Origin of the sequence: Candidatus Rhabdochlamydia sp. W815, from assembly GCF_018642185.1 — a bacterium.
Lineage (GTDB): Bacteria > Chlamydiota > Chlamydiia > Chlamydiales > Rhabdochlamydiaceae > Rhabdochlamydia > Rhabdochlamydia oedothoracis.
In genome coordinates this window covers 1-7,965 of the sequence record NZ_JAAVTY010000070.1, presented here as the reverse complement: position 1 = coordinate 7,965, position 7,965 = coordinate 1, and the positions used below count along the sequence as shown (strand labels likewise).

The 7,965-nt window shown below is 35.8% G+C and carries 5 protein-coding genes; 4 read left to right on the top strand and 1 reads right to left on the bottom strand.

What is annotated here, in order from left to right:
- Nucleotides 1–305: 305 nt before the first annotated feature.
- Entirely contained in the window at nucleotides 306–902 is a 597-nt protein-coding gene (locus tag RHOW815_RS05515) for a hypothetical protein (protein WP_215217336.1), read from the bottom strand.
- A 150-nt stretch (nucleotides 903–1,052) separates the two neighbouring features.
- On the opposite strand from RHOW815_RS05515, the gene uhpC reads away from it, so the two are divergent.
- The 4 genes from uhpC (at nucleotide 1,053) to RHOW815_RS05495 (ending at nucleotide 7,746) form a co-directional block, all read left to right on the top strand.
- Nucleotides 1,053–2,396: an MFS transporter family glucose-6-phosphate receptor UhpC gene (gene uhpC / locus RHOW815_RS05510; RefSeq protein WP_215217335.1), complete on the top strand. Its 1,344-nt coding sequence runs from the start codon at nucleotides 1,053–1,055 to the stop codon at nucleotides 2,394–2,396.
- A 48-nt stretch (nucleotides 2,397–2,444) separates the two neighbouring features.
- Nucleotides 2,445–6,152 (top strand): DNA polymerase III subunit alpha, encoded by a 3,708-nt coding sequence (dnaE, locus tag RHOW815_RS05505; protein ID WP_215217334.1) that lies wholly within the window; start codon nucleotides 2,445–2,447, stop codon nucleotides 6,150–6,152.
- A gap of 69 nt (nucleotides 6,153–6,221) precedes the next feature.
- Nucleotides 6,222–7,160: a tetratricopeptide repeat protein gene (locus RHOW815_RS05500; RefSeq protein WP_215217333.1), complete on the top strand. Its 939-nt coding sequence runs from the start codon at nucleotides 6,222–6,224 to the stop codon at nucleotides 7,158–7,160.
- Nucleotides 7,153–7,746 carry a hypothetical protein gene (locus RHOW815_RS05495; protein WP_215217332.1) on the top strand — a complete coding sequence of 198 codons (594 nt, stop codon included), beginning with the start codon at nucleotides 7,153–7,155 and terminating at the stop codon, nucleotides 7,744–7,746. The genes RHOW815_RS05500 and RHOW815_RS05495 overlap by 8 nt, the downstream gene beginning before the upstream one ends.
- Nucleotides 7,747–7,965: the final 219 nt, after the last annotated feature.

Genomic DNA, 7,965 nt, shown 5'->3' with positions numbered 1-7,965 from the left:
AATAACAGATATTTTGAAATGTAGGATAAACGACAAGTTTCAAGTCGTTGACTTAAATCCCATTAAGCTAGCCGTTTGAATCGGCACTAGTATATTCAAACTCTTAATTTGAATGTGAACGAGTATACATCCCATAATTGCACACAAAAAAGGGGTTGCTCCTTAAACGGATTAGGTTAAACTCTCCAATATAAACGAGATTTTTTCAAATCTCAAAACTGCTCGTTAGAAATATCGGCTTGGAGATCTTAATAAAGAATTAAGAAAATTTATATTCCCCTTTGTGTGCAATTAGAGAACGCTCCTCAAGGAGCGTTTGAAAGCAATTTATCTATGATTGAAGATAAAATTTTAATCCAGTCTGCTAAGTAACTCTTATCTTGTGTTTTTTGATAATCTATATGCAATTCTTGTAAAAGCTCCATAAAAGGAAAAGGGACCCACTTCTCACCCACATGTTCTTGGAGATAATAACCTAAAGAATGGTCTTCATTGGCGGGAAAGTGATTAATTATTTGAATAAGGTCTGCTATTTTTTTTAAAAAATCAGAGCCTTTTGATAGGGAAAGAGAGATAGGGTTGCAATCTTTGATGATTTTATGCCATAATAGCGAAAGTTTTTGTATGAACTCTAATTGATGACTAAGATCTTCTATAGAAAGTGAAATAAAGAGTTGTTTTAATTCTAAGAGATCTTGCTTTAAAGCTGCGGTGGATATCTTGTTTTTAAAAGAGAAGTGCATGGTAAACTTTTTAAAAAAGCAAACAAGTATGGAAGCTGGATTAGGATATATTAAATCTGTGGGGAATTGACTAAACGAATTATTTGACTTTTTGTTTTGCTCAACGCGATTCACAATGATTTTTTTATAGGGTTCTGAATTACTGGGTGGAATACTCATAACAAACCTTTAAAGAAAAGCATATACTAAGCTTTTTCTTTTAATGAGGAATATAAAAAAATAAATCAAGAAAAGAAGTCTAGAAAAAATATTAATTCATTTTCTTAAGACGCTTTTTGTTTTATAAACTTTAATAGGAGAAAGTTGTATATGAGCGTACTTAACATTCTAAGACCAGCTCCTTATGCTCCTGAAATTCAAGATCCCAATGAAGTTAAAGAACGTTATAAGTATTGGCGTTTTCGTATTTTTTATGGAATGTACATAGGTTATATATTTTACTATTTTACCCGTAAAAGTCTTACATTTGCTATGCCTGCTATGATGCAACAATTAGGCTTGCAAATTAGCGATTTGGGTATTTTAACTAGTGTTTTGTCTATTACCTATGGGATTAGTAAGTTCTTGAGCGGGGTTCTTGCTGATCGCTCCAATCCTAGATTTTTTATGGCCATCGGTTTGATTTTAACCGGTGTATTTAATGTGTTATTTGGTCTTTCCTCATGCGTGTGGCTATTTGCTCTGCTTTGGGGGTGCAATGGTTGGTTTCAAGGTTGGGGTTGGCCTCCTTGTGCCCGCTTGCTCACACACTGGTATTCCCAAAAAGAGAGGGGAACTTGGTGGGGCTTGTGGAATACTTCACATAGCGTAGGAGGAGCTATTATTCCTCTTATTGCTGCCTTTTGTGCACAAAAGTGGGGCTGGCGCTATGCAATGTATGTACCCGGCCTTACCTGTATTGGAATCGGTTTATTTTTAATTAATCGTTTAAGAGATACTCCTCAGTCTTTAGGATTACCAGCTATTGAAAAGTATAAAAATGATTATCCATCTGCAAAACATCAAGAAGAAAGGGAATTCTCTTCTAAGGAAATTTTACTTAAATATGTGCTGAACAATAAATATATTTGGGTGCTTGCCATTTCTTATTTTTTTGTTTATGTAATTCGCCAAGCTGTCAATGATTTTGGCGCGCTTTTTCTGATGAAAGCAAAAGGCTACTCCATGCTTAGCGCAAGCGGTAGTGTGTTTTGGTTTGAAGCTGGGGGAATTTTTGGTAGTTTATTTGCTGGTTGGGCTTCTGATAAAGTTTTTCAAGGGCGTCGTGGACCCATCAATGTATTATTTAGCTTAGCGGTGGTTCTAGCGATTGTAGGCTTGTATTGGGTTCCTCATGGTATGCTCTTTTTGGATTATGGATTGATGTTTACCATTGGATTTTTAATTTTTGGTCCGCAAATGTTAATTGGAATGTCCGCTGCTGAATTATCTCATAAAAAAGCTGCAGGGACTGCAACAGGATTTGCTGGTTGGTGGGCATATTTAGGAGCAGCTGCAGCAGGTTATCCAATTACCAAAGTAGTTGAAATTTGGGGCTGGCAGGGCTTTTTTGTTGTATTAGGTTCTTGTGGTGTAATTGCTGGTATTTTGCTAGCTCCTTTATGGGGCATGAAAAGCACTCCCCGTCCAGCTGTACAAGCTACTGAAAAATAGCCCTAAAAGGAGTTTAAGCCAACTTGTGTTGGCTTACAAAATTTTAAGATGAATTGGAATTCTCTTCATACGCATTCTCAATACTCTATTTTAAATGCAACAGCTTCTATAGAAAGTTTAGTAGCAAAAGCTGCTGAACATAAAATGACGGCCTTAGCTTTGACCGATCAAAACAATATGTATGGTACTGTTGAGTTCTTTAAAGCATGCATAAAAGAAAATATCAAACCCATTATTGGCTGTGAGCTTTATGTAGCTCCTGAGTCTCGTTTTGATAAAAAACGGTATCCAGGCTTGCCTCACGGTTTCCCTATTATCTTATTAGCTAAAGATAGCCAAGGATATCAAAACCTTTGCAAATTGAGTTCTCTAGCTCATCTAGAAGGGTTTTACTATACTCCTAGAATAGATCGAGATCTGTTGGCAGAATGTGCTAAGGGCCTGATTTGTCTCTCAGGTCCTTTCAATGGGATTTTAGGCCATTATATTATACAAAAAGATGAAGAGAAAACCCGCCAGGAAATTGCTTGGTTTCAGCAAATATTTGGTTCCGACTATTATTTTGAATTGCAACGTCATCAAATGCAGGAGGAAGACATTCGCTCTGATGGTTTTGAAAAAGAGGGTTGGCTTCATCAATTATATTTGGATAGCATAAATAAACAAAATACAGTCAATCAGAAATTGATCGCTCTTTCTTCTGAAATGCAGATTCCTTTGGTTGCTACCAATAATATTCATTATATTCATCGCAATGATTGGAATGCACATGAGATCTTAATGAATGTGCAATCAGGGGAACCTTGTGAAATCTGGGAAAAAGATTCATTTGGTAGCCTTAAGCAACGAGTGAAAAATCCAAAGAGACAAGTAAACTACACACATGAGTTGTATTTTAAAAGTTCCGATCTTATGTGTTCTCTTTTCGCTGATATCCCTTCTGCTATAGAAGAGACGTACAAAATCGCTGATAAATGCAATTTCTCTTTTGATTTTAAAGCTAAATATTACCCTGTTTTTACCCCTCCTCAATTAGAAGACTCTTCTTATACAGAGGAGATAAGACAAGAGGGCGTAGCGGCATTTTTGCGTCAATTGTGTGAGGAAGGGATTGTAAAAAGATATACGAATTCAAGTCTAGCCAAGGTTTCTGAAAAATATCCAGGACGTGATCCCCTAGAGGTTGTTAAAGAGCGTTTAGAATATGAATTAAATATTATTCTATCTAAAGGGATGGCTGATTATCTTTTAATTGTTTGGGACTTTATTTCTTGGGCAAAGAAAAAATATATTCCAGTAGGTCCAGGAAGAGGTTCTGGAGCAGGATCGATTATTTTGTATTTGATTGAAGTTACCGATATCGAACCTCTAAGATTTGATTTGTTCTTTGAAAGATTTATAAATCCAGAGCGAGTTTCTTATCCTGATATTGATGTAGATATTTGCATGGATAGACGATCTGAGGTAATCGACTACACAGTTGGTAAATACGGTAAGGACAAAGTAGCACAAATCATCACTTTTGGCACAATGAAAGCTAAAATGGCTATTAAAGACGTTGGAAGGGTTTTAAGTGTTCCTCTTGCTAGAGTCAATGAGATTGCTAAGTTAATTCCTGAAGATCTAAATATGACTCTAAGCAAGGCTTTAGAAATAGACCCTGAGCTTCGCAGGATTTATCAAGAAGATAAAGAAATCAAACAACTCATCGATATTGCTAAAACCCTAGAAGGGTCTGTGCGTAACACAGGGGTACATGCTGCTGGAATCATTATTAGCGCAGACCCTCTTATGCAAAGAATTCCCTTATGTAGTGCTAAGGATTCTGATATGGCAATTACGCAATTTTCCATGAAGCCAGTTGAGCAAGTAGGTATGCTTAAAATCGATTTTCTTGGGTTAAAGACCTTGACCTCTATTCAACACGCTGTCGATGCAATTAAGCAAAAAGAACAAAAAGAAATTGATTGGGTTAACTTAAATTTAGAGAATGAAAAAACTTTTGCATTGCTCAATCAAGGCAAGACGACGGGAATATTTCAATTAGAATCAGCGGGCATGCAAGATTTAGCACGCCAATTACATATCGATAAATTTGAAGAGATTATAGCAGTGGGCGCGTTATATCGCCCAGGACCTATGGAGATGATTCCCTCTTTTATTAATCGTAAACACGGCAAAGAGAGCATAGAAATAGATCATCTTTGGATGGAAGATATTCTTTCTGAAACCTACGGGATCATGGTTTATCAAGAGCAGGTTATGCAAATTGCAAGTCGTCTTGCTGGATACTCTTTAGGAGAAGGAGATGTCTTAAGGCGTGCAATGGGAAAAAAAGATAAAGAGGAGATGTTTAACCAACGGGAAAAATTTCGTTTAGGAGCAATCAAAAACAACTTAAGCGAGGAGATTGCTATGCGGGTTTTTGATAAAATTGAAAAATTTGCCTCTTATGGTTTTAACAAATCTCATGCAGCTGCCTATGGTTATTTAAGTTATGTAACAGCATATCTCAAAGCAAATTATCCTGGTGAATGGATGGCAGCTCTTATGACATCTGATTGCGATGATCTTTCTAAAGTGACTAAGCACATACGAGAATCACAAAAGATGGACATTGCTATTTTGCCACCCGATATTAATGAATCGGGTAAGCAATTTTTAGCTACGAAAAAAGGGATTCGCTTTGCCATGGGAGCTATTAAGGGGGTAGGAGAAGGAGTTGTCGATGTTATTTTAAAAGAGAGATTAAAAGGTAATTACAAATCTTTATTCGATTTTATTCAGCGTATTGATACAAGTAAGGTGGGCAAAAAGGTAATGGAGAGTTTAGTTGAAGCTGGTTGCTTTGATTTTACGAAATTCAGTAGAGCTGCCTTGCTAGCCAGTGTTGATCCTATGTTTAATGCTGCTTCCAAAGGACAAAAAGAAGCGGCAAAAGGCATTATGAGTCTTTTTGATCTTCTGGATGATTCTTCTCTTGAGCGCACACAAGTGCCTCAAGAAGTCCAAGAACTGCCACGACAAGCTATTCTGCGAAGAGAATACGAACTTTTAGGTGTTTATCTACATGAACATCCTTTAGATGAATATCGTACTTTATTAAAAAAACTTTCCTGTGTTTCTTTAGTTGAATTGGCAGATTTTAAAGACGGCCCTTGTCGAATTACCTGCATTATAGAAGGGGTTGCTATTAAGGTTTCTGCCAAAAATCAACGTAAATTTGCCATTCTTAAAATTAGTGATAATGAAGAGCGTTTTGAATTGCCCATTTGGTCAGATCTTTATGAGCAAAAAGCTTCTCTTATGGTAGAAAATCAGTTATTATATGCAATTGTTCACAAAGAAACCACAGAAGGGCAAATTCGTTTGCAGTGTCGCTGGCTAGATGATTTAACACGTGTAGATGAAGCAATGATTCAAGCCTGTGATCTAGCTTATACTCAGGCAAAGCAATTTAAACCTGTAAAATTTCGAGAAAAAAATAAGAATTCTGCTGTAGAAAAGAAACAAAAAATCATGAGAAAATTAAAAATTTTTATTGAATCCAATCGAGCTCATTTAAGCCATATCCTGTTGCTTAAAACCGCTTTTCGCTCGCATTCCGGTCAGAGCCCCGTTGAAATTTTATTTACAAAAGAGAGCAAACATCTAGGGGTGTTGTTAATAGAGCAAAATTGGGGCGTAGAACAATGCTTGGATTTAGAAAATAAAATTCGCTCTATCAGCAGTATTGATCAAATGCACTGGGAATAAAGCAATTGCTTTGTAACCTTATCATAGATTAAGGTTTAGATCTAAAATTTCAAAATTTATGGAATATTCATGAAAAAAATATATTACCTGTTTTTTCCTATTTTTTTATTATCATCATTACACGCTCGAGAAAACCCTCGTTTTGAGCAGCATCAAAGAGAAGCCTCTTCCGTTCAGGAGTGTTATAGTTTAGTTTTGGAAAGTTATCAAAATAAAAAATGGAATAAAGTCATAGAACAAGCTTTCCTACTTCTTGAAGAGTATCCTACAACGGTCTTTGCACAAGATGTGCTTTTTTATTTAGCTGTTAGCTATTTTGAATTAGAAGAATATGAAAAAGCTAATCATTATTTTTCTAGTTATTTAAAGAAACAAATGACTCCTAAATTCTTTGAAGAAGCTTTTATGTATAAGTTTAAAATAGCAGAAAAATATCGCACAGGCACAAAAAAAACTATACTCGGATTAAAGTGGATACCAGCAAGACAAGAAGCTTTAGATATTTATGAAGAGCTAATCTCTACTCTTCCTAATCATGAACTTACAGCCCAATCTCTATTTGCGAAAGCAGAGTTGCTCTTTAGAGGAAAAGATTATAAAGAAAGTATTGAAACTTATCAAAATTTAATACAGCAGTTCCCTAAGCATTTTTTAGCTATTAGAAGTTATGTAGAAATTGGACGCGTCTATCTTATCCAATCTCAAAAAGAATATGCAAATCAAGATTTTTTAGAACTAGCTACCATTAATCTGCATAGAATCTCTGCTAGCTTTCCAAGTGATGAAGCTGTTCATGAGATAGAGGATATGCTTTTGGATATGCAAGAGGTATATGCTAAAGATCTTTATGAGATTGCTCTTTTCTATCATCGTAAAAACCAGCCCACTGCTGCCTATTTGTACTATAAGCGTATTTTAACAACTTATCCAGCCACTGTTATAGCAAAAAAAGCAGAAAAAAAGATGGCTGAGTTACATCTAAATGCACAAGAAGAGAACCATGCATAAACTCTATTTCCTTTTAGTTTTGTGCTTAGGATGTAGATATCAATTTGAAATAGGTTCTGACGATCAGATCTTAGTCTGTGTTCCTTATATTAAAGGAGATATACAAGGTCAGTTAAATCAGGCTCTTATACGCGAGATCTGTACCTGCGATGGGTTTAATTATTGTTATGACTCTTCTTATTTATTACATATCACCATTATTTCTGATAAAGATGAGCCTATTGGATACCGATATGATCGAAATCTTGCCACTCAAACTTTAAGAAAAAATATTGTTAGCGTAGAGAACCGTAGGTTGATTACAGCAGAAGTGCAACTTATTGATAAAGAGACAAAGTGTGTAATAATAGGCCCTTTCCGAGTAAAAGCAAATGCTGATTTTGATTGCATTAATTCCGATTCTCTTAGAGATGTAGCAGTGGTCCTTCCTTTTCAAAGCCCACAACGGATGATTGATTTTTCCCTGGGACAACTCGATTCTGTAGAAGGAGCTCATGATGATAGTGCTCCAGTGGTGTATCAAGCATTGGCCAGAAAAATTGTAGAAGGATTGCTTGCTCAAAAATGGCAAATTAAGGAGCTGTAATATTTTGTAGGGAATTCAAGGTTTCTTGCATGGTTTTAGGTAGAGCAAAACATGCTTTATGCATACTTGGATGATAATAAGAAGTATGTATAGGGGTTTGAGAACGAAACGTTGATTAAGTATATAGTAGTGCTAATTCAAACGGCTAACTTAATGGGATTTAAGTCAACGACTTGAAACTTGTCGTTAATCCTATATTTTTCTATGCGATTGAATCGG

Excerpts from the sequence above, each read along its gene's own strand:
- RHOW815_RS05500 (WP_215217333.1), top strand. The coding sequence starts at position 6,222 with ATGAAAAAAATATATTACCTGTTTTTTCCTATTTTTTTATTATCATCA.
- uhpC (WP_215217335.1), top strand. The coding sequence starts at position 1,053 with ATGAGCGTACTTAACATTCTAAGACCAGCTCCTTATGCTCCTGAAATT.
- dnaE (WP_215217334.1), top strand. The coding sequence starts at position 2,445 with ATGAATTGGAATTCTCTTCATACGCATTCTCAATACTCTATTTTAAAT.
- RHOW815_RS05515 (WP_215217336.1), bottom strand. The coding sequence starts at position 902 with ATGAGTATTCCACCCAGTAATTCAGAACCCTATAAAAAAATCATTGTG.
- RHOW815_RS05495 (WP_215217332.1), top strand. The coding sequence starts at position 7,153 with ATGCATAAACTCTATTTCCTTTTAGTTTTGTGCTTAGGATGTAGATAT.